Origin of the sequence: Kaistia nematophila (assembly GCF_026343855.1) — a bacterium.
GTDB classification, from domain to species: domain Bacteria; phylum Pseudomonadota; class Alphaproteobacteria; order Rhizobiales; family Kaistiaceae; genus Kaistia; species Kaistia nematophila.
In genome coordinates this window covers 428,269-450,544 of sequence record NZ_JAPKNK010000004.1, presented here as the reverse complement: position 1 = coordinate 450,544, position 22,276 = coordinate 428,269, and the positions used below count along the sequence as shown (strand labels likewise).

23 protein-coding genes are annotated in these 22,276 nt (G+C 67.1%); 9 read left to right on the top strand and 14 right to left on the bottom strand.

Features of this window, described 5'->3' with window-relative positions:
• Entirely contained in the window at positions 1 to 501 is a 501-nt protein-coding gene (locus tag OSH07_RS12900) for a DUF1993 domain-containing protein (protein ID WP_266339056.1), read from the bottom strand.
• Here OSH07_RS12900 and OSH07_RS12895 point away from each other — a divergent pair.
• Positions 500 to 697: a hypothetical protein gene (locus tag OSH07_RS12895; protein WP_266339055.1), complete on the top strand. Its 198-nt coding sequence runs from the start codon at positions 500 to 502 to the stop codon at positions 695 to 697. The genes OSH07_RS12900 and OSH07_RS12895 overlap by 2 nt on opposite strands.
• An 86-nt stretch (positions 698 to 783) precedes the next feature.
• Here OSH07_RS12895 and OSH07_RS12890 read toward each other — a convergent pair whose 3' ends face one another.
• Positions 784 to 939, bottom strand: coding sequence for a DUF1127 domain-containing protein (locus tag OSH07_RS12890; protein ID WP_420909624.1), 156 nt, complete (start codon positions 937 to 939; stop codon positions 784 to 786).
• A 326-nt stretch (positions 940 to 1,265) separates the two neighbouring features.
• Positions 1,266 to 1,889 (bottom strand): YoaK family protein, encoded by a 624-nt coding sequence (locus tag OSH07_RS12885; protein ID WP_266339054.1) that lies wholly within the window; start codon positions 1,887 to 1,889, stop codon positions 1,266 to 1,268.
• 135 nt (positions 1,890 to 2,024) lie between these two features.
• Between OSH07_RS12885 and OSH07_RS12880 the strand changes: the two genes are divergently transcribed.
• Positions 2,025 to 3,299: a L,D-transpeptidase gene (locus OSH07_RS12880; RefSeq protein WP_266339053.1), complete on the top strand. Its 1,275-nt coding sequence runs from the start codon at positions 2,025 to 2,027 to the stop codon at positions 3,297 to 3,299.
• Positions 3,300 to 3,437: 138 nt separating this feature from the next.
• Positions 3,438 to 3,845: a hypothetical protein gene (locus OSH07_RS12875; RefSeq protein WP_266339052.1), complete on the top strand. Its 408-nt coding sequence runs from the start codon at positions 3,438 to 3,440 to the stop codon at positions 3,843 to 3,845.
• A gap of 134 nt (positions 3,846 to 3,979) precedes the next feature.
• Here OSH07_RS12875 and OSH07_RS12870 read toward each other — a convergent pair whose 3' ends face one another.
• The 9 genes from OSH07_RS12870 to OSH07_RS12830 all read right to left on the bottom strand — a co-directional run bounded on the left by OSH07_RS12870 (position 3,980) and on the right by OSH07_RS12830 (position 11,023).
• Positions 3,980 to 5,074, bottom strand: a complete 1,095-nt coding sequence (locus OSH07_RS12870) for an AI-2E family transporter (RefSeq protein ID WP_266339051.1) — start codon at positions 5,072 to 5,074, stop codon at positions 3,980 to 3,982.
• 155 nt (positions 5,075 to 5,229) lie between these two features.
• The gene (locus tag OSH07_RS12865; protein ID WP_266339050.1) at positions 5,230 to 6,258 is read right to left on the bottom strand and encodes a YihY/virulence factor BrkB family protein; all 1,029 of its coding nucleotides are present in this window, start codon (positions 6,256 to 6,258) and stop codon (positions 5,230 to 5,232) included.
• Between the two features lie 123 nt (positions 6,259 to 6,381).
• Positions 6,382 to 6,717 carry a porin gene (locus OSH07_RS24520; RefSeq protein ID WP_420909623.1) on the bottom strand — a complete coding sequence of 112 codons (336 nt, stop codon included), beginning with the start codon at positions 6,715 to 6,717 and terminating at the stop codon, positions 6,382 to 6,384.
• Positions 6,714 to 7,280, bottom strand: coding sequence for a dual specificity protein phosphatase family protein (locus OSH07_RS12855; RefSeq protein ID WP_266339049.1), 567 nt, complete (start codon positions 7,278 to 7,280; stop codon positions 6,714 to 6,716). The genes OSH07_RS24520 and OSH07_RS12855 overlap by 4 nt, the downstream gene beginning before the upstream one ends.
• A gap of 116 nt (positions 7,281 to 7,396) precedes the next feature.
• Complete coding sequence (locus OSH07_RS12850; RefSeq protein WP_266339048.1) at positions 7,397 to 8,098, bottom strand: VIT1/CCC1 transporter family protein; 702 nt, start codon at positions 8,096 to 8,098, stop codon at positions 7,397 to 7,399.
• Positions 8,099 to 8,115: 17 nt separating this feature from the next.
• The gene (locus OSH07_RS12845) at positions 8,116 to 9,504 is read right to left on the bottom strand and encodes a sensor histidine kinase (RefSeq protein WP_266339047.1); all 1,389 of its coding nucleotides are present in this window, start codon (positions 9,502 to 9,504) and stop codon (positions 8,116 to 8,118) included.
• On the bottom strand, positions 9,497 to 10,177 hold the full coding sequence (locus OSH07_RS12840; protein WP_266339046.1) for a response regulator: 681 nt from the start codon (positions 10,175 to 10,177) through the stop codon (positions 9,497 to 9,499). Before OSH07_RS12840 ends, OSH07_RS12845 begins: the two co-directional genes overlap by 8 nt.
• Positions 10,174 to 10,707, bottom strand: coding sequence for a cytochrome b/b6 domain-containing protein (locus tag OSH07_RS12835; RefSeq protein WP_266339045.1), 534 nt, complete (start codon positions 10,705 to 10,707; stop codon positions 10,174 to 10,176). Before OSH07_RS12835 ends, OSH07_RS12840 begins: the two co-directional genes overlap by 4 nt.
• Before the next feature lie 34 nt (positions 10,708 to 10,741).
• Positions 10,742 to 11,023: a PepSY domain-containing protein gene (locus tag OSH07_RS12830; RefSeq protein ID WP_266339044.1), complete on the bottom strand. Its 282-nt coding sequence runs from the start codon at positions 11,021 to 11,023 to the stop codon at positions 10,742 to 10,744.
• 452 nt (positions 11,024 to 11,475) lie between these two features.
• Here OSH07_RS12830 and OSH07_RS12825 point away from each other — a divergent pair, with 452 nt between their 5' ends.
• The gene (locus tag OSH07_RS12825) at positions 11,476 to 12,591 is read left to right on the top strand and encodes a linear amide C-N hydrolase (RefSeq protein ID WP_266339043.1); all 1,116 of its coding nucleotides are present in this window, start codon (positions 11,476 to 11,478) and stop codon (positions 12,589 to 12,591) included.
• 87 nt (positions 12,592 to 12,678) lie between these two features.
• Here OSH07_RS12825 and OSH07_RS12820 read toward each other — a convergent pair whose 3' ends face one another.
• On the bottom strand, positions 12,679 to 13,371 hold the full coding sequence (locus OSH07_RS12820) for an outer membrane protein (protein WP_266339042.1): 693 nt from the start codon (positions 13,369 to 13,371) through the stop codon (positions 12,679 to 12,681).
• Between the two features lie 251 nt (positions 13,372 to 13,622).
• Here OSH07_RS12820 and OSH07_RS12815 point away from each other — a divergent pair, with 251 nt between their 5' ends.
• Entirely contained in the window at positions 13,623 to 15,428 is a 1,806-nt protein-coding gene (locus OSH07_RS12815) for a sulfatase-like hydrolase/transferase (protein ID WP_266339041.1), read from the top strand.
• A gap of 147 nt (positions 15,429 to 15,575) precedes the next feature.
• Here OSH07_RS12815 and OSH07_RS12810 read toward each other — a convergent pair whose 3' ends face one another.
• On the bottom strand, positions 15,576 to 18,470 hold the full coding sequence (locus OSH07_RS12810; protein ID WP_266339040.1) for an autotransporter outer membrane beta-barrel domain-containing protein: 2,895 nt from the start codon (positions 18,468 to 18,470) through the stop codon (positions 15,576 to 15,578).
• On the opposite strand from OSH07_RS12810, the gene OSH07_RS12805 reads away from it, so the two are divergent.
• From OSH07_RS12805 to OSH07_RS12790, 4 genes are all read left to right on the top strand, one after another.
• The gene (locus OSH07_RS12805; protein ID WP_266339039.1) at positions 18,463 to 18,870 is read left to right on the top strand and encodes a hypothetical protein; all 408 of its coding nucleotides are present in this window, start codon (positions 18,463 to 18,465) and stop codon (positions 18,868 to 18,870) included. The genes OSH07_RS12810 and OSH07_RS12805 overlap by 8 nt on opposite strands.
• Positions 18,871 to 19,110: 240 nt before the next feature.
• A complete protein-coding gene (locus OSH07_RS12800; protein WP_266339038.1) occupies positions 19,111 to 20,268 on the top strand; it encodes a M14 family metallopeptidase in 1,158 nt (385 codons plus the stop codon).
• On the top strand, positions 20,265 to 20,924 hold the full coding sequence (locus tag OSH07_RS12795; RefSeq protein WP_266339037.1) for an aspartate/glutamate racemase family protein: 660 nt from the start codon (positions 20,265 to 20,267) through the stop codon (positions 20,922 to 20,924). Before OSH07_RS12800 ends, OSH07_RS12795 begins: the two co-directional genes overlap by 4 nt.
• Entirely contained in the window at positions 20,921 to 22,276 is a 1,356-nt protein-coding gene (locus OSH07_RS12790) for a dihydroorotase (protein ID WP_266339036.1), read from the top strand. Before OSH07_RS12795 ends, OSH07_RS12790 begins: the two co-directional genes overlap by 4 nt.

Here is a 22,276-nt window from a genome sequence, read left to right as displayed (position 1 = left end):
CTACAGCTTGCCGAGATAGTCGGCCTTGCCGATGGCGATGCCTTTGTGGCGCAGGATGTCGTAGGCTGTCGTCACGTGGAAGAAGAAGTTCGGCAGCGCATGGCCGAGCAGATACGCCTTGCCGTCGAGCTGCACCGCGCCGTTTCTCATCGAGATCGTCCGCGCCTCGCCGCCGTCGAAGGCCTCGGGCGGTATCGACTTCAGGAAATCGACGGTGCGGCCGATGCGGGCCCTGAGCTCGGCGATCGTCGTCTCCGTGTCGGCGAAGCTCGGATTGTCGACGCCGGAAAGGCGGGCGCCGGCGCCCTTGGCGGTGTCGCTGGCGCGCTGGATCTGTCCGGCGAGCGGCAGCATGTCGGGCGCGAGCCTCGCCTCGACCAGCTTTTGCGGATCGGCGCCGTCCGCCGCGCTCTGCGCCGCAGCCTTGTCGAGGATGGCTTCCAGATTGCCGAAGGCCCGGAGGAAGACCGGGATCGAAACCTCATAGATCGATAGCGCCATGGTGATCTCGGATGGTTGGCGCGCGGGAGGGTTCCGTCGCGCGCGGGTGCGGGACTGGAACATGGGCGTGCGGCCGGATCCGTTTCAAGGGGCGGCGGAAGAGATCGTGGGGGAGGGGCGCGGCGGCGGCGATGGCCGGAAAAGCGCGCATAAAAAAGCGCCCGTCGGGGAGGAGGTCGACGGGCGCTCTAGTTGACGGTGCCACACAAGGGAGGAGGTTTGTGGGCACCTAATCGCAGGGAACAAGGGAGGAGGTTTGTTCCCAGACGAACCGTGAAATTCTCAGTAACCGGCGGCCTGCTTGGCGATCGCCTTGATGTCGTGGCGGCTGATGCCCAGATCAGCGAGCTCGCGGCTGTCGAGGCGCGACAGTTCGCTGCGGGTCTCGCGATACTTGAGCCAGGTCTTGTAGGAGTTCATGAGGTTCATTGCCATCATCTGTTCCTTTCCTGCCAGCCGCTTCATCTTCGTCATCTTGGCGCCGGATTGCTCTGTCGCCGTCTTGATGATTGGAATTTAGTCGGACCGGCCGGGAATGAGCAGTGCGAAAAAACTCATGCCAGCATTGCACTGAATGCAGAGCAACATGGACGGCAAATGCAATGTTGCAGTGCACAAATAGCTTTGACGCTATCGGAAACTGCGACCTTACGTTGCCGTAAGGCGCGCGCCGGGCCAGGCGGGCGCTGCGTCAGCCGCATCCAAGGGCGCTTTGACGTGGAAATGGGGCCGAATCATGCCGCGTTGCCGATGGAGCCCGGACCCTAGCGCGCGACGACGGCCAGCGACGCCACCACCACGCACGCTGCCCAGAGGCCGGTCAGGCCGATCTGGCCATAGGTGAAGGCGCCGAGCACCGCGCCGAAGCACAGCGAGCCCCAGAGCCAGAGGCTCGACACCCAGCCCCATCGATCGCCGCCCTGCAGCGCCATTGCCAGCCGCTGGCCTACCTTGACCAATGCGCCGGTGACATAGGTCAGGCCGATGCCGGGGCTGCCATTGCGCTGGAACACGGCGTTCTCGACCCCCATGGCGAGCGCCATGGCGATGCTGCCGATGATGGCGAAGGGGAAATTGTCGGAGACGGCGGCGACCGCCAGCAGCGCGGCCTCCGTCCAGAGTATCGCGGCGCGCCGCTCGCGCTTGCCGTCGAGGCCGACCAGCGAGCCGAGCGCGGCGCCGATGACGAACAGCACGATGATGCAGGCGATCTGCGCCGCCTTCATCCAGTCGCCCGAGCCGATGTCGACGCCGAGCCGGGTCGTGTTGCCGCTCATGAACGACACGAACACGCCGCCGAGATGGCGGAAACCCATCGCGTCGACATAGCCGGCGACACCGGCAAGCAGATAGGCGAGCGCCCTTTGTCTTCTCGTATAGTCCATCATGGCGGCGAACCGGCGGTACGGAGGGAAGGATGCGCAAGGATTGCCGCGTCCCGGTTAAGAATTTTTAACCCTACTTGCGCAAATTGCTGTCGATGACCGTGCAATTTGCCGCGTTCCCGGCATGGAGAGCCCGCCTTGTTCGTCGCCTGTGTCCGAGTGGCGCTTGTTCCCTCCTTTCTGATGTTCGGCGCCGTCGCGCTTCGCGCGGAAGAATGGCGTGAGCCCTACCCGGAGGCGCCGCAGCCGGAGCGGTACTATTCCGAACCGGCCTATGCCGAACCCGCCTCTGCCGAGCCGCGCTACGCGCCGGCCGAGCCGCAGCGCTATGTCGAGCCCGCGGCGCCGGCCGCCGCGCCGGTTGCCGTCCGCCGCAAGCCGACCGCGCCGCTTTCGGCCGAGTTCATCGCGCTCGCCAACGAGGCGCCGCTTTCCGGCAATCTGGCGAAGAGCGACAAGCCCGATCCGCAGGTGGTCAAGCTGCAGGTCCTGCTCGACCGCGTGCATGTCTCGCCGGGCGCGATCGACGGCCGCTCGGGCGGCAATCTGAACAAGGCGATTTCGGCGCTGCAGAGCATGCACAGCCTGCCGGCCAGCGGCCGCCTCGGCCCCGATATCTGGGACATCCTGCAGGCGGCGTCGGAGCGGCCGGTGCTGATGGACTACACGATCAGCGACAAGGACGTCGCCGGGCCGTTCGTGCCGGTGATGCCGAAGGACTATGCCGAGATGGCCGCGCTGCCGAAGCTTGCCTATCGCGACCCGGCCGAGCTGCTGGCCGAGAAGTTCCACATGGACGAGAATTTCCTGCGCAACCTCAATCCGGATGCCGATTTCAGCCAGGCCGGCACGATCATCACCGTCACCGATGTCGGTTCCAACGCCAGGGCCAAGGTGGCGCATCTGGTCGCCGATGCCAGCACGCGGCAATTGCTCGGCTACAACGAGAACTGGGATGTCGTCGTCGCCTACCCAGCGACGATCGGCAGCGCCGACCTGCCGTCGCCGTCGGGCATCCACGCGGTCAAGGCGGTGGCCGAGAACCCGGAATACTGGTACCGGCCGAAGGTCAATTTCCAGCAAGGCAACAACGACAAGCCGCTGAAGCTTGCCTCCGGTCCCAACAATCCGGTCGGCACCGTCTGGATCGGCCTCGACAAGCCGACCTATGGCATCCACGGCTCGCCCGAGCCGAGCAAGATCGACAAGACCAACAGCCATGGCTGCCTGCGCCTCACCAACTGGGACGCGCAGGAACTGGTGAAGCTGGTCAAGGTCGGCGTCGACGTCGAGTTCGTCGACCAGACCCCGACGGCCTCCGTCGCCCCGGCCAAGCCCACGCCGGCGCAGGCGCCCTACGAGGCCGCGTCGAATTATGGCGGCTACCAGGAAATGCCGCCGCCGCCGCGCTGAGGCGACGGCCGCGCGATCCGCCTGCCACGCGATCCGCCTGCCACACCTGGCATAAATCGCCGTCGCGCCGCCGCGCGGGCTTGCCGCCCGCGCTTTCGGCTTGGTAGCTATGCCCCATCATTTCGACGAGGACACAGCATGAACCGCTTCGCACTTCCGCTGGCTCTGGCCGCCGTTTCGGTCGTCGCGGCCTTCTCCGCCGGCGAGAGCTTCGCCAAGTCGAAGGCCGCCGCCCCGGCCGAGGCTTCCGCCAAGGTTCGAGATGCTTCCTGCAAGCAGTCGCGCTGGGAGCTCAAGGGCGCCGGCGCCAAGACGATCGCCGAGGGCAGCCAGGATCGCGTCTGGCGCGTCTCGGTGGCGGGCGTCCCGGCCAAGGCTTCCGTCGTGCTGGAATATACCCGCTCGAACGGCACCAAGGGCGAGGTCGGCATGCCGTCGGGCTATGCGACGCTGGTCGAGGGTTCGTCGGTGCGCATGGTGCTTTCGAGCCCGGGCCTCGGCAGCGCCGTGGCCGTCGCCGGCACGATCAACGCACAGTGCAAGTAGTCCGGCCTCTCAGCCTGCCGTGACCGTTCCAAACCGGCGCCTCTCGGCGCCGGTTTTTCTTTGCCCGGATGGTAGATCGTTTTCCTGTCGCGGTTTCCTCACGCGACCCGGTATTCGCTTCGCTCGAAAGCGCTCTAGCCCTCGAGGAAATGCCCGACGGTGTTGAGCGGCCGCACGCCGTCGCAGATGATCTTGGCGATGGCGAGCATCGGCACGGCGAGGACCGCGCCCGGCACGCCCCACATCCAGAACCAGAAGATCAGCGAGATGATCACCAGCACCGGGTTCAGCGTGAAGCGGCGCGCCAGCAGCATCGGCGTTATCGCCTCGCCCTCGACGATGTGAATCGCGAGATAGAGCCCGGCCGGCAGCAGCGCCTGCCAAAGCGGATCGATGGTCAGCAGTCCGGCGAGCAGGAACAGGCCGACGCCGACCAGTGGCCCCATGATCGGCACGTAGTTGAGGAAAAAGGCCACCGCGCCCCAGAGCACGGGATCACCGAGGCCGCAGGCCCACATGGCGAGCCCGGTGGCGACGCCGACCGCCCCGTTCATCAGCGTGATCGTCACCAGATAGGCGGAGACGTTTTCCTCGATCTGCTGCGACAGGTCGACGACGCGGCGCTTGTCGCCGAAGCTCGGCACGATCTCCACCATCCGCCGCAGGAAGGTGTCGCCGGAGACGAGCAGGAAGAACAGGATCAGGATCGTCTCGAAGAAGCCGCTGGCGAAATGCTGCGTGCCCTTCATCAGCGTTTCGGCCAGCGTCGGGCCGCCGCCGCCGGTGGCGGGACCGTCGAACTGGTGCAGGAATTTCTGCAGCGCGCCGATTGGCTGGCTCAGGAATTTGAGCCGCTCCTCCAGCCGCTGCACGCCGTCCGGCAATTTCTCGCCCCAGGCGGTCGCCGGACCGGAAAGCGCCGCGCCGACGCCGACGATGACGCCGAACACGGTCAGGATCAGCATCAGCGCCGCCAGGCTCCTCGGCACACGCAACTGCTCCAGCAGCCGCATCGCGGGCTGGAACAGCAGCTTCAGCACGATGGCCAGCACGATGGGCAGGATGATGTCGGAGGCGAAGTAGCAGACCGTCAGCACCGCCAGCACCAGCAGGCAGGTCTGGATCGCCAGCCTCGGGTCGGAGCGGAACGGGCCCTTCTCGCCCAGATCCGGCGTCTCCAGCGGCACGGTTTCGGTGGTCGGGATCTCGACGCGGAAGGGATCGGCCATCGGCGCAACTCGCTTTGAGGCGGCCGGGAAGGCGCGGCGCGCCAGAGGCTCCCGGACTGGCCTGCCAATGCGCGGACGTCGTCCTTGGTTGCACGGTGCCGGCAAAAACCGCCGGACGGAGGAGTTCGCCTCCGCCGCGGCGCGGGCGGCGCGCCCTAGTTCTGCGCCTTGCCGATCGAATCGGCCATTGCCGCGCCGCGCTTGCCGAGCGGCTTCGCCCGCCCGACCGTCGAATCGCGCGCCGTCTGGTGCTCGATCTCGGCATTGAGTTCGGCCCCGAGAAGGAGGACCGTCGAGGACAGCCAGATCCAGGTCATGAAGCCGATGATGGCGCCGAGCGCGCCGTAATTGCGGTCGTAGCTGCCGAAGCTGGAGACGTACCAGGAGAAGCTGATCGAGGTCAGGATCCAGAGCGCGGCGGCGACCGTGCTGCCCCAGGTGACCCAGCGCCATTTCGGCTGCTCGCGACAGGGACCGAAGCGGTAGAGGATGGCGAGCGCCGCCCAGACGAAGAAGCCGAGGACCGGCCAGCGCAGGATATTGATCCAGACCTCGGAGGAGCGGCCGATTTCGAGGAAGCGCAGCGCGATCGGAACCGCGATGATGAAGGCGATGGCGCCGATGCCGGCGACGATCGCCAGCAGGGTGAAGATCAGCGATTCGACGTTGAGGGCGATGACGCTGCGCCGCTCGCGCTCGCCATAGGCGACGTTGAGGCCGTCGATCGTCGCCTTGATGCCGGCATTGGCGCTCCAGATCGAGAACAGGAAGGAGAGCGCGAAGCTGAAGCTGAGCGCGCCGCTCGAGGCGCGGACCGCCAGGTTGATCTGGTCCGAGATCAGTTCGAAGGCGCCGGCGGGCAGCACGAAGGCGAGGCTCGACAGGTGGCTGCTGATGGTCGAGTTGTCGGCGACCAGGCCATAGAGCGTCACGAGCGCGCTCAGGCCGGGAAAGATGGCGAGCAGGCAGAAGAACGCCATGCCGCCGGCGACCGTCAGCACGCGGTCCTCGAGCGAGCTTTCCCAGACCCGCCACAGGATGTCCTTCCAGCCGCGCGCCGGGATTTCGGCCGGCGCATTCGCCAGTCGGCCGCGGCCCGGCTCGGCATGGTCGATGGCCTGTTCGATCGTCAGAGCGTAAGGCGCGCCGGTCGGGGACTGGGGAGGGATTTTCGCGGACGCCATATGCCGTGCCTGTTTATCGCTGTGGGGGCCGGAGATCGCTGGCCGGCGCCGAAACGCCGATTCACCGGCGGACGCGGCCAGTCTAGCCCAGTCGGCAGGCTCTCGTCTTCGCTTCCGCGGCGATCAGTGCCGTCCGCCGAAGGCGGTGCCGAACTTCACATAACCGGCGATCTTGATGCAGGTTCCCGTCCCCGGCGAATAGGTGAAGCCTTCGCCGAAGGCGTCGCAGATGCGGGCGTAATGCGGGTCGTCCGCTTCCGGCTCGGCGGCGGTCGGCGCGGCTGGCCGCAGGCCGTCGCTTGCCGGCTTCTTCGGATTCGTCGGCGATGGCGTCGACGGCAGCTGCCAGATATCGGCCCGCGCCGCGCCGGCGGGGAGGCCGAAGGCGAGGGCAAGGCCCAGCGCGATGCCCGCCCGCCACCATCCAATTCCGTCGTTGCTGAAGATCCGGTGTGTCATGAATCGTGAAATCCGAGCCAGGGTTCCAGGGCTTCGAAGGTCATGTCCATCGGCCAGGTGGGGCTGAGCGGCAACGCCACATGGCCGTAGCGGAACGAAATCTGGTCTTCGGCCGCTTCCTCGCCGAGCTTGGCGACGGCGGCGACATAGAGCGCTGAAGCGAGGCCGGTGCGGTCGCTGCCGTCGGTGCAATGCACGAGGATCGGTTTCTCGGCCGTCTTGAAGAGCTGGATGAGCGCTTCGGCCTCGGCCTGCGTCAGCTCGGTGCGCGAGGACATGCGGAAGTCCTCATGCGCGACGCCGAGCTTGCGCGATTCGTCGATCTCGGCGCGATACCAGGGGGCGGATTCGTTTGCCCCGCGCAGGTTGATGACGGTCTTGATGCCGAAGTTCTGCACATAGCTCGCGAGCGCCGTCGGCGTCGGCTGGGCCGAGCGGTAGAGCTCGCCGGCGATCACCGTGTGAAAATTGCCGGTGATGAGCAGGAAGGAGAGGTAGATGCCGAAAAAGAGCGGCACGGCCAGCACGGCGCCGCCGATCATCAGAATCCGCTTTCTGGTCATGTGCCGGCCATATCCCGCTTTGTCATGCAGCCTCGGCCGCATGGTGAAAGAGTACTCGAAACGGCCTTGTCGGGCCAGATGGCTGGCAGGTGGCTTTCCGTCGCGGCAAAGGCGGGTCAGACGACCGTGCCGAAGGCGGCGCCGATCGCTGCCGTGACCGCCATGGCGATCGCGCCCCAGAAGCTGACGCGCAGCATCGCCTTGCCGACATTGGCGCCACCTGCCTTGGCGCCGATCGCGCCGAGCAGGGCCAGGAAGGCAAGCGAAGCGAGCGATACCGCCGGAACCAGCCAGGATGACGGCGCGACCAGCACCATCAGGAGCGGCATCAGCGCGCCGATGGCGAAGGTCGCGGCCGACGCGAGCGCCGCCTGTACTGGCCGCGCCGTGGTGATTTCGGAAATGCCGAACTCGTCGCGGGCATGGGCGGCGAGCGCATCCTTGGCCATCAGCTGCTCGGCGACCTGGCGGGCCAGTCCCGGCTCGACCCCGCGCTGGACATAGATGTCGGCGAGCTCCTGGCGCTCGGCTTCGATGTCATCGGCCAGTTCCGCGCGCTCGCGGTCGAGGTCGGCGCTCTCCGTGTCGGCCTGCGAGCTGACCGAGACATATTCGCCCGCCGCCATCGACATGGCGCCGGCGACGAGCCCGGCCGTGCCGGCAAGCAGGATCTCGTTCGGTCCGGTCGCCGCGGCGGCGACGCCGACGATCAGGCTCGAGGTCGAGAGAATGCCGTCATTGGCGCCGAGCACGGCCGCGCGCAGCCAGCCGATCCGGTGCACCAGGTGGTTTTCGCGGTGGGTGAGGGCGCGGGGCATGGGCCAGGTTCCTTCGATCAGGCGGGAGGCGGGGCCGCGGAGGGCGGGCCGGATGGTTGCCGGGGCGCGGCGGAAAAGATCAGCGTCGCCACCGTGCGGCGGCCCGGGTCGACGGCAAGGTCGAGGCGGCCGCCATGCATGGCGGCGATGCGCTTGACGATTTCCAGGCCCATGCCGAGCCGATCGCCGCTGCGCCCGTCCGGCGTCCTGTCTCGATAGGCGCCGGCGCCGTCGATGACCGCGATGCGCGGACCCGGGCCGGCCCGCAGCAGGATCCTGGTGCCGGGCGGCGTGTGGGTGACGGCGTTGGTGACGAGATTGACCAACGCGTCCTCGAGCAGGCCGGGATCGCCGCGGATGACGGCGGCGCCCTCGTCGGCGAAGGCGATGCTGTGCGCGTTGTCATAGACCCAGGGTCCGGTCGAGGCGACGACGCCGCGTCCGAGCGCCGCGAGATCGATCGGCGCGAAGCTCTTCCGCTCCAGCGCTTCCAGCCGTCCGAGCGCCGTGATCTGGCCGACGAGGCGCGCCAGGGCCTCGACGTCCTGCTCCATCCGCCGCGCGCGCGGATGGTCGATCTGCCCGAGCTCCAGCTGCAGCATGGCGAGCGGCGTGCGGATCTCGTGCGCGACCGCCGTGTTGAACAGGCGCTGGTCGCGCATCAGCCCGCCGATGCGGGTGAGCGAGCGGTTGACCGCCGCGCCGAGCTCGGCGACCTCCTGCGGCATGCGGCTGACGTCGATCTTGTGGTCGGGATCGAGCGGGTCGATGGCTCCGGCCTGGCGGGCCGCCGCCTTGACCGGCTGCAGGGCGAGCCATGCCGAGGCCAGCGAGCCGCCGAGGATCAGCACGAGCTGCAGCGACATCGGCACGGCGAGATGGTCGGCGAATTCGTGGCCGAGCGCCCGCCACATGGCGATCTCGTTTTCGTCGAGCACGGCGACCTCGATCACGACGCGCTGGCCGTCGATCTCGACCGCCCTTCCGCCGGCCACCCGCAGCGGTTTGCTGGCGCCGAGCAGTCTCGTCCAGCGGTCGGGCGGGTCGACCTCCTCGGGCAGGAGATGCAGCACGCAGCGGTCGCCGCAATTGGAGAAGATCGCCGAACCCCGCTCCGAGCGGATGCGGGCGAGCCGGGTCTCGCTGCCGGGCGCATACGCCTCGGCGCCATCCGGTAGCCTGAATTCCCACTGGCCGTCGCGGCGGTGGATGCCCTCGGCGAGGATGGCCGTCTCGCGGTCGACGATGAGCGAGCCGAGCTCGACATCGTCGAAATAATAGGTGGCGAAGACAATGACGAGCTGCAGCGCCATCGCGATGCAGGCGAAGAGGACGATGCGTCCTGCGATGGTTGCCACGAGGCCGGGCCGTTCGATCGCGGGCTCCGCCATGCGCGCGTCAGCCATTCTTGAGATCGCGCAGCAGGTAACCGGCGCCGCGCACCGTCTCGATGGCGACGCCGGAGGCGACGCCCTCGAGTCGCTTGCGCAGGCGCGACACGGCGAGTTCGATGGCGTTCGCGGACAGTTCGTCGCCGAATTCGGATAGCTTCGCCTCGATCCGCTCCTTGGGAACCACCGAGCCGGCATTGCGCAGCAGTACCGCCATCACCGAGCGCTCTCGCGGCGACATGGCGATCGTCTCGCCGGCGCAGGAAAGCGCCGAGCTGGCCGGGTCGAAACGGATATGGCCGAGCTCGATCAGATCGGCCATGTGGGCGGGCGCGCGCCTTAGCAGCGCCCGGCAGCGCGCCAGCAGCTCATAGTGGTTGAACGGCTTGACCAGGTAGTCGTCCGCGCCGGCATCGAGGCCGGCGATGCGTTCGTCGACCGCGCCGCGCGCCGTGATGATCAGGACCGGCACGGCGAAGCCGGCGACGCGGATCGAACGGATCAGCTCGAGCCCGTCGCCATCCGGCAGGCCGAGATCCACCAGAACGAGGTCATAGGGCGCGACGTCCATGGCGGCGCGCGCGTCGGCGACCGTCGCGACGGCGTCGACGCGCCATTCCGCCTGATGGATGGTCTCGATCAGCAGGTCGCGAAGCCGGGCACTATCCTCGACAAGCAGAAGTCTCATGCTCTCTTGCGGCCCGTCACCATGGCAAGCACCAGATTTTCGCGATGACGCAGACTCTCGAGGATCGCCGCGGCGGCATGGACGAAAGCCAGCACCATGATGGCGTCGGCCAGCGTGCCGTGCAGTTCCTGCAGCCAGTCCTCGCCCCAGAAGGTGTCGAGCCCCATCATCCACCCCGTCAAGCATACGCCCGCCAGCAGCAGCATGAGAAGGATCATCATGACCGCGCCGGCCGGATTGTGCCCGATATGGCGCGGCTCGCGCCGCCGCATCAGGGCGCCGAGATAGGGCACCAGCCGCCTGGGCGTCGGGAAGAAGTCGGCGAAGCGGGCATGGCGCGTGCCGACGAAGCCCCAGACGAGGCGGATGGCGAGCGCGGCGGCGACGGTGTAGCCGAGCGCCCGGTGCAGCGCGTGGCCCGGTTCCAGGACGAAAAGGTTGAGGATGCAGGCGGTGGCGACCGTCCAGTGAAAGAGCCGGACGATCGGGTCCCAGACCGCGACCGTGGCCGCCCCTTCAGGGGCAGCCACGCGATCTCGTGCCGGGACTCTGGCTTTCCCCGGCTCAGCCACCGATCTCGGCCTTCACGATCGAGCCGTCGACCGGGTTGAAGTAGACCTCGGCCTTCTTGTTGTCCTTGTCGTAGCCGTAGATCTCGTAGCAGGAGCCGGTGATCTTGAAGGTCTTGATCTTCTGGTAGCCCATATCCTTGATCATCGCCTTCATCTTGTCCTGGCTCATCCAGGCCGTCCGGGGCTCTTTGGTGCATGCGGGGCTTGCCAGCGCCGCGCCGGCAAGGAAGGGCAGCGACAGGGCAGCGAGGGTAGCGGCGGATAGAATACGCATGGTTGCTCCAGGTTCGGGTTGGGCGCGGCCACCGGCCGGCCCGTGCAAGGTGCCGGAGCAAGCTGTCAGTCGGCTGTCAGCCGCGGCGATGCACGGGAGGGTCCGGCCTGTCCGGGCGAAATCTCCGTCGCGGCCGGTCGGCGCACGCGCCGCTTTTAAGGTTGTGGCGGCGGATTTCTTCAACTATCAATTCGCCCCATCCCACCTTCGGTCCAGCCTTTCGGGGGGCTGGCCGGCCTGCGGCGGCATTGATCTTGCGAGCGCTCGATGGACGACAGGAAACGTTCGGTCGATGTTCTGGGGCCGTGCCCGGCAGGGGCGGTCGATCTGCGCCCATCCGGCGGATCCGTCACAATTCATTGAACCCGGGAGGCTATGCCGCTTGAGGCGCAGCTTGCCACGCGGCCAGGCCCGGCCGGAACTTGCCATCCAACCAAGGAGAAGAGATCTGAATGTGCACGTCGCTTGGATACACGGACGCGGCTGGTAAGGCCTATTTCGGCCGTACGATGGAACTCACGATGGACCTGCCCTATCAGGTCGCCCATTTCCCGGTCGGTTTCGAGAGGACGAGCGTCGTGCCCGGCCATCCGGCGCTGAAGTTCACCGCGCGCTACGCCGTGCTCGCTATCACCATGCCGGACCGGATGCCGACCGCGGCCGCGCCGGCGACGATCGCCGACCTCCGGGTGCTCGAGGGGCTGAACGACCAGGGCCTGACCTTCAGCCTGCTGTCCTATCCGGCGGCGGCCGGCAAGCAGAAGTCCATCGACGTCACGCAGGCGGTGCTCTCCGCATCCGATCTCGGCGCCTGGGCGCTCGGCCAGTTCGCCACCGTGGCCGAGGTCAAGGCCGCGCTCGCCGACCAGCCCGTCATGCTGCAGCCGCTCGGCCTGCTCGGCGGTGTCGAATCGCCGTTCCACTACGTCGTCCACGACGCCTCGGGCGCGGCCGCCGTGATCGAATTCGACCATGGCACGATGACGGTCTACGACAATCCGGTCGGCGTGATGACCAACGGGCCGAAGTTCGACTGGCACCTGACCAATCTCGACAACTACACCTTCCTGACCAATGTCGATAAGCCGAGCGCGACCTTCGGCAGCTACACGGCCAATCAGCCGGACGCCGGCATCGCAACGGCGGGGCTGCCCAGCTCCAACACCTCGGTCGGCCGTTTCGTGCGCGCTGCCTATTACGCGCAGTTCGCGGAAAAGGCGGACTCGCCGGACCTCGCGATCCAGACCCTCGCCCATGTCATGAACAATTTTGACCGGCCGCGCGGCGTCGCGATCGCCTATCCGGCGGATGGCGGCGCGCATATGGAGGTGCCGGGCCTGTCATCGACGGGTTCCAAGCCCTACGAGACCGAGTACACCTGCTGGACCGTCCTGTCGGACCACGATCGCAAGCGCTTCTTCGTCCGTGACTATCGCGGCCTGAACTTCACCGGCTTCGATCTCATCGCGATGGCCGGCGCCACGGTGCCGACGGTCATTCCCCTCGACAAGCTCTCCAGCGGCGCAATCGACGCGACCGGGCTGATGAAAGCGAAGCCGGCAAACTGAGCCCGGGCAGCTTCGGGATGATCGCCATCGGCGATCATCCTTTTCCTGCTTCAGCGGCAAGGCCGATCGCGACGGCTTGCGTCGGCCTCAGAACTTGTAGTTCAGGCCAAGCTTGGCGGACTGCATCTTCAGATCGACCGGGAATGGTCCGGCATCGCCCAGGTGAAAATCCTTCGAGCCGAGATCGGCGTAGAGATATTCGACCTTGGCGGTCACATGGCTGGTGACCGCGTATTCGAAGCCGGCGCCCACCGTCCAGCCGGTGAAGGTCTGGCTGTCGGAGCCATGGCTCGAAAGGGCCGGGAAGTCGGGCATCGAGAACTGGGTGTCATAGGTGGCGTTGGCCCAGGCAAAGCCGCCGGTGACATAGGGCAGGAAGCGATCCATGCCATAGCCGAGGCGTCCACGCACGGTGCCGAACGCATCGATCTTGGTCCGGAAATCCATCGAATAGGGGAAGCCAGAGGTATCGGTGAAGCCGCTGGAATCGGACAGGTCGGCGAAGGCGGCGTCCGCCTCGATGCCGAGCACGATCTGGCTCGGGAACTGGAAATTGTAGCCGATCTGGCCGCCGCCGAAGAAGCCGTCCGGCTGCGGGTTGTCCGCCGGCGCGATCACCGGGCCGTCGGTCTTGGCCCAGCCATAGCCGCCATGCACGCCGGCATAGAAGCCGCTCCAGTTGAACGCCGCCGGCTCGGCGGCGGGCGGCGTGGAAAGGTCCGCCGAAAGGGCCGGCAGGCTGCCGAGGGCGAGGGCGAGAACGGCCAAGTGGCTGCGCATGATTGGCTCTTAGCTAGGGAATCCCGAGCCGAACGTTAACACAACCGGAATCCGCGTCTGTGACTTTTACGCCACAGGCAGGCTGCCGCAGCGATAGCTGGCCTTTCGCGCCCGCCGCGCCGTCGGGGCCCGGCAATCCGGTCCGTAGTCCGCCGGCTTTGCGATTGTCCTTGCTCGACGCATCGGTGTACTCACGGCATGCCTTCGAGGCGTTCGCGGGCACGAACGCCCGGACACGAGACATCTCCAGAATGACCAGCCTTTTCAGTACGATCGCCGTGGTTCTGGCGTTGACCTGCGTCCTGTATCGCCTGCGCCGCCGCTATCTGCGGGCGCATCACAGCCGGGTTCGCCTGCGGGCGGAAAAGGTCGGCTGGCCGCTGGTGGTGGCGAGCCTGTTCGCCATGGTGCTCGGGCTCGCGGCCCAATTTCCCTCCCTGCTGGCGCAGGGCCTGCTGGTCGCGCTCGGTGCCGTCCTGCTCGCCGTCGCTGCCGCGATCGATCTCTGCAGCCGGCAGTATCTGGGCGCGCCGCCGCTGACGATCTGGCGCCATGTCCGCCTCTCTACCGCCCGGGTTTCGACCTCCGTCCTTGCCTCCACCTATCTCGGCGCCTTTCTTCCGAAGCGCTTCATGCTGGCGATGGCCAGCCTGTTCGGGGCGGGCTGGGTACTTGCCCTCGCGCTGGCCGGATCTGACTTTGCCTCCCTCGGGACGGCGTCCGTTCTCCTCGTCGCCGGCTTCGTCGGCTGGGCCGGGCTCGAAAGGATGCGGTTCCGTCCGGCGCTGTCGCAGGAGGCCTGGGCCTTCCTGCTCCGCGAACCCAAGCGCGTCGGCGACGAGGGCATTGCCCGCGAGCTTCATGCCGCCGATCGTTCGAACGCCTGCCGGCTCGGCCCCTCGGCCGAGCTGCTGCCGAAGACCATCCTGCTGGTCATCAACGAATCGGCCGGGCACTGGCTACCGTCGAGCGATGGCCAAACGTCGCTTGCCGATCGGATCCTGGCGCTGAGCGGCGCGCCGGGCGAATGGTTCGTGCCGAGCAACGCCGTCACGAATTCCTGCTGCACCGAGATCAGCTTTCCCTCGATCCTGACCGGCGCCGGCGCGCATGAGGGCATCGACACGCTCCATCGGCTGCCCTTCGTGTTCGATCTCGCGCGGTCGAGGGGCTATCGCACCGCCCTGCTGATGTCGTCTTCGCTCGGATGGCTGAACCTCGACCGCTTCGTTTCGGCAGCCCGGCTCGACGAACTCTATTGCGCTGAAACGAGCGGCGAGCCGCTGGTCAACGACCTCGGCATCGACGATGCCTTCACGGTGCGCCGCTTCGAGCGGCTGATCGGCGAGAGCGAAGGCCCGGTCTTCGCCGTCGTCTTCCTGAACGCGCTGCATGTGCCGTTCCAGGCCGAGAGCCTCTATCCGCTCGCCGCCGGGCTGAAGGACCGGCGCTCGCGGGCGCTTTCGATCATCGAGCAGGCGCATCGGCACCTGTTCGACGTGTTGCAGCGGGCGGGACGGTACGAGGATGCGCTGATCGTGTCGGTCGGCGATCACGGCGAGCTTCCGGGGGATCGGGACGATCCGCGCGCGACCATTCCCCGCCAGGAGAATTTCAGCGACTGGGTGCTGCGGACGCTGTTTCTCATCAAGCCGCCGCGCGACCTGCCTCCCGCCTTGGTCACGGCGCTGCGCGGTAATGTCGATCGCCTCGTCGCCAATGTCGACCTGGCGCCGACGCTCGCGCATCTCCTCGGGACGACGCTGTCCGACGGTCTCGCCTATTCGGGCAAGAGCCTGTTCGAGCCGATTCCGGCCGGGCGCATCGCCATCGCCACGAGCGCGAACGAGTGGCGGCCCTGGCACGGCGCCGCCGTGGCCCTCGCCCGCGGCCGGGAGCGGCTGACCTGCGACCGCTTCGATTTCCTGCGATATGAGAGCGGCGGCCCGGTCGACCGCGACACGGGATCGCGCGGGCGCAGGGAACTCCTGGACGCGGCGATGGAGATCCCGACCCTGCGCCAGAACATCGCCCACATCTACCGCGAACATCACTAGAGCGTCTTCGAGCGAAGTGGGTCAGGTTCGCGTGGAGACACGCGGCAAAACAAGCAGGCAGATCGTTTCGGCCTTTCCATGAAACGCTGGAATGACCTGGGCGCGGCCGCCGGGAATGCCCCCCGTCGGCCGCGACGGTGTCGGTGGTCAGAAATCCATCCCGGCGGAGAGGCGAATATCCCAGGTCGTCTCGTCTGCGTCCCGGCGCAGGTTCGCGGCCAGCTTCGCAGCGGCTCCGTTGCCATTGGAGAGGATCGCGCCGATATCGAGACGACCGAACACGCCGTCCGAAACATCCGCGTAGCTCGCGATGTCCGAGATCGACACATCACCGCCGGAAAGCACGCGGTCGCCGACGCGCCATCCGGCAAACGGCTTCAGTTCGCCGAGCGCCGTCGACCATGTCCTGGCGACATCGAATCCGGCTTCGGCCGCGAAGGCGGCGCTGTTCTCGAAGCCGACGCCGAGGTCCTGCATGGTGAAGCCGTCGAAGCGCGTCAGGCTCGCGGAAATCGCCGCCACCGGCGTCAGTTCGAAGCTGCCCTGCGTCATGCGGCGGCCGACGGTGATCCTGCCGCCAACGCTGCTGCCGTCCTGGCTGGTGCTGAGGCCGGAAAGGTCGATGTCGGTATCGAGCTGCTGCCAGGCCAGGGTCGTGTCGACGAAGGCGCCATTGGCGAAGGAGAGGCCGGCATAGGCGCCGACGCCCGCACCGGCCAGCGTCTCGCGGTCGCCGTCCGTGAAGCTGAGGCGCGTCGCGCCGTAGCTGGCAAAGAGGCCGAGCACCAGATCCCGCCCGCCATCGAGCGAGAAACGGCCATCCAGGCCGCCCTCGATCGCGCCCGAACGGCGCAGATAGCCGTCGCCGTCGCCATAGGCGCCGACGGTGCGAGCCCAGGCGGCGTAGACCGGCTGGTTGCTGGCGGCGATGGCCTGCGCGGCGGGATCGGCCGGTCGGTCGGGTTCGGCATAGGCCGTTGCCGGCACCGCGGCCGCTGCCTTCGGCCGGTCGGCCCGCAGCCAGGCCAGGCGGTCTTCGGCCGCGTCGAACTGGCTTTCGAGCAGGTACCGGCCGGCCTGGTTGAGGCGCGACAGCGTCTGCCCCGCGGCGTCGGTATCATAGCCGAGATGCCAGCTCTGGTCGCTGGCGGCATAGTCGAGCCCCAGCGTCAGCAGGCCGTAGTTCTGCCGCATGGTGAAGCTCGAGGCGCCGGCGTTGTTGCTGCCTTCCGCCTGCACGACGGTGCCCCGCGGCAGCTGGTCCCAGTCGAGGCCGCTGAGCGCGGAGGGGTCGGCCAGGCTGACTTTCGTGACCCCGGTGACGTCTCCCTCGATCGTCAGCACGGCATCGCCGGCCGTGGCGGAGAGCGACGCCGTGTCGAACACGAAGGTCGATGCGGTCCCGCCCGCATAGTCGCCAGTAATGGTGAGTCGGCCCGCCGTGTCGCCAAGGCTGGTCACGTAGAGCGCGCCGTCATTGTCGAGCGCTGAATCGAGGACGCTGTCGCCGAGGCTCCAGATCGTTCCGGTGTTGGCAAGCGAGCTGGTCTCGACCGCCGTGCCAAAGCCCGATTCGCCGGAAAAGGCCCACAGCCCGGCGTTCTCGATCGTCGCCGCGCCGATCTCGGAGATGTCGCCGCCGAGGGCAATCCGGATGTTGCCAAGCAGGGTGCCGGCATTTTCGACCGTCGCCGACCCTGCGCTGGCGCTGATGTTCACCGCAGTGCCCGACACCGCCGAGGCGAAGATCTCCTGCTCGGGCGCGGAGAGATCGGCGAGATGGCCCGGCGCGGCATAGGTTTCCAGCTGCGAAGCCGCCGCGACGAGGCCGCTTGCCGCATTCGACACTTCCACCGTCGTCAGGCCGGCTCCGTCGACGTCGATCGCGCCACCCTCGCCATCGGCGGCGACCAGGCCGCTGTTGGAGATCGTGACGGCGCCTCCGGCCGTCTGGGCGTGCAGGCCTGCCCCCGCGGCCCAGACCGAGCCGTCATTGACGATCGCGACCGAGCCGCTCTCGTTGCGGCCGAAAATGCCGTCATCGGCCGTCGCGCTGATCGTCGCGCCGGCGTGGTTGGTGATGACGGTCGCGCCTTCGACCTGCGTGTAGCCGTCAATGCCGTAGAAATGCGTCTGGGTCGTCACGCGACCGATGGTCTGGCCGGAGACGATGCTGCCGTAATTGTCGATGGTGGCGCTGTCGGAACCCCACACGACGATCGCCGAGCCGTTTTCCGACGTGACCGATCCATGGTTGACGGCGACGGCATCGCCATCCGCGGACCAGGCGACGACGCCCTGCCGGTTGTGGCTCAGGATGACGCCGTCGACACCGTTGATGACCGTTGCCGTGCCGAGATAGTCGATGGCGCGAGCGCCGGCGAGCCAGGCGTCGATCGAGCCCTGGTTGTCGATCGTGACCGCGACCGGGTCCTCAGCGCCGGAGCCGCCATCGGCGTAGATGCCTCGTCCGAACGTGCTGGTCACCTGCCCGTTGTTGGTGATCGAGACCGAGCTGCCGATGCCGTTGGCGGTCGCATCGATGCCTTCCGATCCCGCATCGCTGCCATGGCTGGTGTAGTCGTCGGTCAGTCCCGCATGGACGGTGCCGTCATTGACGATGGTGATGCTGCCGCCATTGACGTTCCATCCGGTGACGCCGGCGCCGTTCGAATTGACGGTGACGGTCGAGCCGATGGTGATGTCGATATCGCCATCCGCCTCCGTCCGCGCCATGACGCCCTGCGCGCCGGTGGAGTTGACGATCGTCTGGCCGTCCACGGTCAGCGAGAGGTCGATGCCGGTCAACGGGTTGGCGACGCGCAGGGAAATCAGGCCGTAGTCGGCGTTGCCGCCTTCGACGGTCATGTCGCTGACATGGAGCGATGCGGGGCCGGATTCGGCCCAGCCATAGACGCCGTCCGCGCCGCACGCGCCCGGCGGATTGCTGATGTTGACGTTGCCCGTCGTGGTGCAGCCAGCCCAGGCCGGCGCCGCCGATCCAACAACCATCATCCCCATCGCAAGGATGGAGTTGCTCAACAAGACACGTTTCATCGAAGACCCCGGCCGCCGCTTTGCCGGAAGGCCCCCCAACCAGCTCACGTCGGTGACGTTGCGACGCGCAGGCTGGAGCGGTCAAGAATCCGCGCTGGTAATTGAAAGTTCGCAATACTTTCTTAATGAGTTGTTGCGGATTTGCAGCGTCGACGTTGCGGGCGAACCGGCGCTGTTTCTCGCGCCGACACGCGATCGCCAAGGTACCGGAATTGTTCCGCGTCCCGGGGAGGATGTCCTCTTTGGCCGGCGCGGCCGGCAGTCGATCAGCTTGCCGCCAGCCGCACTCGTGGATCAGGCCGCATTGGCCGCCCGAGCCGGGGTTCTGTATCCCTCGAAAATCCTCTTTGGCGAGCGCGGCGGCATAAGGGCGCTTGAGTCCTAGATTTCAGACATGCGCATCACCGCGCGGCTCGTTTGCCTGGCCCGGCGAGCACAGCGGGCCATGGCCGGTGGTGGTCGCGTATTTTCGTTCCTGCTTGCCTCGGTCGGACAGGCGCTCCTTCGAGGCATTTCGATCGTTGCTTGACCGAATTATTCCATGTGATATTTCATAAATAATGTTAGTGATGTTTCGATTGGTGTGGGCGCGAGCTGCGTTCGCAGCGCCCCAAGAGGTCATATCGTGATAGCTGGCGTCACCCTCGACGATACCGCCTGTTTTTCTTCGGACTACCAATCTGCCCGTGAAAAGCTGCGCAGCCTGGCTCTGCCGCTCGTGACCCGGCACGAGACTTACGCAAACCCGAATCTCGGCCCGAGCGGCGAGGCGCTTGCAACCGACGCCTACTGGTTCGGTCCGGCCGATGCCCGGAACGTGCTCGTGTTGGTCTCGGCAACGCACGGCGTCGAGGGGTTCTGTGGCTCGGGCGCGCAGGTCGACTGGCTGGTCACGGACGGTCTGGGCTTGCTGCCGCCCGCCACGGCCGCTCTCGTCGTTCATGCCCTGAACCCGCATGGTTTCGCCTGGCTGAGGCGAACGACGGAGGAGGGCGTCGACCTTAACCGCAATTGCCTCGACTTCGCTGCCGGCCTGCCCGCCAATCCCGGATATGACGAGCTCGCCTCTGCCTTCGTGCCGGCCTCGATCGATGCCGCGACCCTTGCCGAGGCCGATGCCCGCATCGAGGCATACCGCGCCAAGCATGGTCAGGTCGCCTTTGAGACGGCGCGCAGCAGCGGCCAGTACAGCCATCCGGAAGGCATCTTCTATGGTGGGACGGAGACGACCTGGTCAATCCGCACGCTCGGCCGGATCGTTGCCGATTTCGATCTCGCTTCGCGCGACCATGTCGCCGTAATCGACTATCACACAGGGCTCGGTCCCCATGGCTATGGCGAGCCGATCTGCGGCCACCGGCCCGGCGAGAGCGGCCAGGCGCGCTGCCGTGCCTGGTATGGCGAGAGCCTCGGCGAGCCGATGCTCGGCAAGTCGGCATCGCTGCCGATCGCGGGTCTCACCCAATATGCCTGGGGTCGCGAGGTGGGAGCGGACCGTCTGACCTTCGTCGCGCTGGAGTTCGGCACGTTTCCCCCCGACGAGGGCGCGGCGGCCTTGCGTGCCGATCACTGGCTGCACGCGCATGGCAGCGTCGACTGGCCGGGCGAGGAAACCCGGCGCATCAAGGCGGCGCTTCGCCGCTTCTATCATCCCGATACGCCCGACTGGCGTCAGATGGTGCTGCTGCGCAGCCGCCAGGTGATCGCGCAGGCCTTGGCCGGCATGGCGGCGACGCCCCCGGACCGCTCCCTCCCGCAACCGACGATCGGCCATACTCCATGACTCGCATTCTCGTCCTCAATCCCAACAGTTCGGTCGATGTCACCCAGTCGATGAATGCCGCGCTCGATCTCGTCCGCACGCCGGGTGGTCCCGAGGTGGTCTGCGCGACGCTGCAGGAGGGTCCGCCCGGCATCGAGACGCAGGAGCATGTCGAGAGCGTCGTTCTGCCGATCGCCCGCTATTTCGAGGCGAACCCGGCCGATGCCTATGTCATCGGCTGCTTCTCCGATCCGGGCCTGGCCCTGGCGCGCGAGAATTTGAAGCGGCCGGTGCTGGGCATCGCCGAATCCGCCTTTCACATGGCGACCGGGCTCGGCCGCCGCTTCGGCATTGTCGCCATCAAGCAGGGCTCGATCGCCCGCCACATGCGCGCCGTTCGCAGTCTTGGCTATATGGACCGTCTTGCCGGCGACCGGCCGCTCGATATCGGTGTCACCCAGATGCAGGGCAGCGGCGTCGTCGAGCGCATCGTCGAGGTCGGAACGGAGCTGCGGGACCGCGACGGGGCCGACGTCCTGATCCTCGGTTGCGCCAGCATGGGCGGCTATCGCAGCGAGATCGAGGATCGGCTGGGCCTTCCCGTCATCGACCCCACCCAGGCTGCCGTGATGCGCGCCATGAGCACGATTTCCCTCGGCTACAGGCAGGTGGCATGACGATGGAATTCGACCGTATCGTCCGCGGCACGCTGGTGCTTCCGGATCGCCTGCTGCCGCACGGCTGGGTCGCCATTTCAGGCGAGCGGATTGTCGCCATTGGCAATGGCCCGTCGCCATCGGCGCAGTCGGTCGAGGATTTCGGCGCCGCGCTGGTTTTTCCGGGCTTCATCGACGGCCAGACCCATGCGACCAGCTACAAGGGGCTGCCTGGCTTCGAGGCCACCAGCCAGTCGGCGCTGGCTGGCGGCATCACGACCATGGTCGACATGCCCTTCGACAATCCAGACCCGCTTAATACCGTCGAGCGGCTCGCCCTGAAGGTCGAAGCGCTGGAAACCCTCAGTTACTGCGACGTCGCGCTCTATGCGACCATCGCGCCCGGGCAGGGGACCGCCGAAATGGCGAAGCTGGCCGGGGCGGGCGTCTGCGCCTTCAAGATTTCCAGCATCGAGAGCCACCCTGTCCGCTTTCCCCGCCTGCCGGCCGATGACACGCTGGCGATCTTGAAGGCTTCGGTGGAGACCGGCCTTCCCGTCGGGCTGCACAATGAGGACCAGGAGATCGTCCGCGCCGCGATCGCCGCCCTGAAGGCCGCGGGCCGGACCTCGCCGGAATGGCACGAGCCGAGCCGCCCGCTCGCGGCGGAGATGGCGGCGACCGCCAATTTCCTCGAACTGGGCAAGGCGACCGGCGCGCATGTCCATATCGTCCATATCTCGCATCCGCGCGGCTATGATCTGGTCGCCCGATACCGCGAAGAGGGCGTCCGCGCCACCGGCGAGATGTGCGTCCACTATCTCCATTTCGACGCCGCCCGGGATGTCGGCCGTCTCGGCGCCCGCATGAAGGTCAGTCCGCCGATCCGGTCTGGCGTGCTCGACGCACTGTGGCAGACCCTGGCGGATGGCAAGATCGCGCTCGTCTCGTCGGATCATTCGAGCTGGCCGGTGGACAACAAGCTGGTGCCGTCGATCTTCGATGCCGGCGCCGGGATTCCCGGGCTGGAGACATTGGTACCTTCCTTCTTCACCGATCTCTCCGCCCGTGTCGCCGAGCCGGCGCGCGTCCTCTACGAGCAGGTATGCGAGAAGCCGGCTAAGCTGTTTGGGCTCTGGGGGCAGAAGGGAGCGCTCGCGCCGGGTTTCGACGCGGATATCGCGGTCCTCGAAGCCGGCTCCTTCCCCTTCGATGCGTCCGCCACTCGTGACGGGCTCAACTGGAGCCCGTATGATGGCGAGACATTCGGCGCTCGCATCGCGGCCACCTTCCTGCGTGGGCGCAAGGTATGGGACGGGCACGATGTTTTCGGCTCGGCCGGCTTCGGCCGCTACGTGAAGCGGGCGGCCTGA

What these genes read in the sequence shown, in the direction of transcription:
- OSH07_RS12790 (WP_266339036.1), top strand. Translation starts at nt 20,921, where the DNA reads ATGACGATGGAATTCGACCGTATCGTCCGCGGCACGCTGGTGCTTCCG.
- OSH07_RS12815 (WP_266339041.1), top strand. Translation starts at nt 13,623, where the DNA reads ATGACCAGCCTTTTCAGTACGATCGCCGTGGTTCTGGCGTTGACCTGC.
- OSH07_RS12845 (WP_266339047.1), bottom strand. Translation starts at nt 9,504, where the DNA reads ATGGCTGACGCGCGCATGGCGGAGCCCGCGATCGAACGGCCCGGCCTC.
- OSH07_RS12865 (WP_266339050.1), bottom strand. Translation starts at nt 6,258, where the DNA reads ATGGCGTCCGCGAAAATCCCTCCCCAGTCCCCGACCGGCGCGCCTTAC.
- OSH07_RS12795 (WP_266339037.1), top strand. Translation starts at nt 20,265, where the DNA reads ATGACTCGCATTCTCGTCCTCAATCCCAACAGTTCGGTCGATGTCACC.
- OSH07_RS12890 (WP_420909624.1), bottom strand. Translation starts at nt 939, where the DNA reads ATGATGGCAATGAACCTCATGAACTCCTACAAGACCTGGCTCAAGTAT.
- OSH07_RS12850 (WP_266339048.1), bottom strand. Translation starts at nt 8,098, where the DNA reads ATGCCCCGCGCCCTCACCCACCGCGAAAACCACCTGGTGCACCGGATC.
- OSH07_RS12875 (WP_266339052.1), top strand. Translation starts at nt 3,438, where the DNA reads ATGAACCGCTTCGCACTTCCGCTGGCTCTGGCCGCCGTTTCGGTCGTC.
- OSH07_RS12895 (WP_266339055.1), top strand. Translation starts at nt 500, where the DNA reads ATGGTGATCTCGGATGGTTGGCGCGCGGGAGGGTTCCGTCGCGCGCGG.
- OSH07_RS12825 (WP_266339043.1), top strand. Translation starts at nt 11,476, where the DNA reads ATGTGCACGTCGCTTGGATACACGGACGCGGCTGGTAAGGCCTATTTC.
- OSH07_RS24520 (WP_420909623.1), bottom strand. Translation starts at nt 6,717, where the DNA reads ATGACACACCGGATCTTCAGCAACGACGGAATTGGATGGTGGCGGGCG.
- OSH07_RS12840 (WP_266339046.1), bottom strand. Translation starts at nt 10,177, where the DNA reads ATGAGACTTCTGCTTGTCGAGGATAGTGCCCGGCTTCGCGACCTGCTG.
- OSH07_RS12855 (WP_266339049.1), bottom strand. Translation starts at nt 7,280, where the DNA reads ATGACCAGAAAGCGGATTCTGATGATCGGCGGCGCCGTGCTGGCCGTG.
- OSH07_RS12820 (WP_266339042.1), bottom strand. Translation starts at nt 13,371, where the DNA reads ATGCGCAGCCACTTGGCCGTTCTCGCCCTCGCCCTCGGCAGCCTGCCG.
- OSH07_RS12900 (WP_266339056.1), bottom strand. Translation starts at nt 501, where the DNA reads ATGGCGCTATCGATCTATGAGGTTTCGATCCCGGTCTTCCTCCGGGCC.
- OSH07_RS12885 (WP_266339054.1), bottom strand. Translation starts at nt 1,889, where the DNA reads ATGATGGACTATACGAGAAGACAAAGGGCGCTCGCCTATCTGCTTGCC.
- OSH07_RS12830 (WP_266339044.1), bottom strand. Translation starts at nt 11,023, where the DNA reads ATGCGTATTCTATCCGCCGCTACCCTCGCTGCCCTGTCGCTGCCCTTC.
- OSH07_RS12870 (WP_266339051.1), bottom strand. Translation starts at nt 5,074, where the DNA reads ATGGCCGATCCCTTCCGCGTCGAGATCCCGACCACCGAAACCGTGCCG.